Raw genomic sequence first — 1,249 nt, forward strand, 5'->3', positions numbered from 1 at the left:
GCAGGTCGAGGCCGCCCAGGGGCGAGCCGCGATAGCCGGAAACGAAGCCCGCCGTGTTGAGGCCCGCGCGGCGGTCGCGCTCGCGCTGCATCAGAAGCATGCGCACGACGGCTTGCGCACCCGATAGGAAGACGCGCTCCTTGCCAAGGTCGAACTTGTCGTCGAGCGCGACGTCGTGCAGCGTCATCAGGTATTTCCTCTGCGGAGGCGCCTCAAATCAGGCAGCCAACGTCGGAGTGGGACGTCGCAGTCTTTCGTCCCTAGGCGGTGAGGTCAAACAAAATCACAGAGGCCAGATAACACGCAACAAACGGTCTGGCGAGTGGCCGGTGGCGCATGCAAGATCATGCTAACCGCTTTGTGAGGAACAAAAATTTCGTGGCTCAAGTCGCTTTGGAGCAATCCGGCTTCTGGGCATCGGGCAGCTTGCCGTCAGGATGGCCGGCAAGGTCCGGGTTGAGCTCGTATTTCGGCCCGATCACCAGTGGCCGGTCCGGCAGCATCGTCTGGTCCTCGGACGAGGTCATCGTGGTATCGATGCTCTGCAGCAGCGTGCCGCTCGCATCCTCGATGCGGATCGAGACGGAATAGGGTTTATCTTTGACCACGCAGGTGAGCGGCGGGCTGGTGAGCGTGATGTGCGGCAGCTTCGGCCAGATCTTCTGGTTGACGATGAGCGGGTCGCCGCCGGCCGGATTCTGGAAGCTCACCACCGCGACCTGACCGTCGACCATCGGCCGCAGCGGCTTCAGCGTGATGACATAGGTGGCGATGGCCAGCCGGTAGTTGAACTCGAACAGTTTTCCCGAGATGGCGAAAAGCTGGTCCTTGCCGGTGTCGCGGCAGGCGCCGAGCGCGACTGCGGCGACCAGGGCGGCGCCGATCAAAGCTGAACGCGACAGTTTGCTAAGCATTGGGAACCTCCCTCGCCGCCGAGCGGCGGCGGTAATAGCGGTTTGCCTTCTGGCGATTGCCGCAGACAGCCATATCGCACCACAACCGGCTGGCGTTGCGGCTGCGGTCGACGAACAGCCAGCTGCAATTGGGGCAGATCCTCAGCCTTGCCACCGTTTCGTCGCGCAGCAGCGACAGCGCCGAGACGGCCAAAGCCGCCTCGAAGGCGATCGGCGTTCGCGGGTCGCCGAAAGGCTGGCCAGGCGTTCCGATCTCGGTCGCGCTGCCGGACAGCCCGCTGGCGCAGGCCATGAGCAAATCCGGCAGGTGGCTGGTCGCCACCGCGCCATTCGAT

Annotated in this window: 3 protein-coding genes; all 3 read right to left on the reverse strand. The window is 64.0% G+C overall.

Annotation, left to right across the window (positions count from 1 at the left end; translation table 11 throughout):
- On the reverse strand, positions 1-187 hold a 187-nt coding region (locus EOA24_RS38420), incomplete at its 3' end, for a hypothetical protein (RefSeq protein WP_133374931.1).
- Between the two features lie 196 nt (positions 188-383).
- The gene (locus EOA24_RS38425) at positions 384-914 is read right to left on the reverse strand and encodes a hypothetical protein (RefSeq protein WP_126079870.1); all 531 of its coding nucleotides are present in this window, start codon (positions 912-914) and stop codon (positions 384-386) included.
- Positions 907-1,249 (reverse strand): CGNR zinc finger domain-containing protein (locus tag EOA24_RS38430; RefSeq protein WP_189354615.1); only part of this gene is annotated, 343 nt, incomplete at its 5' end. The genes EOA24_RS38425 and EOA24_RS38430, both read right to left, overlap by 8 nt.

Origin of the sequence: Mesorhizobium sp. M2A.F.Ca.ET.039.01.1.1 (genome assembly GCF_003998035.1) — a bacterium.
In the GTDB taxonomy this organism is placed as follows: Bacteria; Pseudomonadota; Alphaproteobacteria; order Rhizobiales; family Rhizobiaceae; genus Mesorhizobium.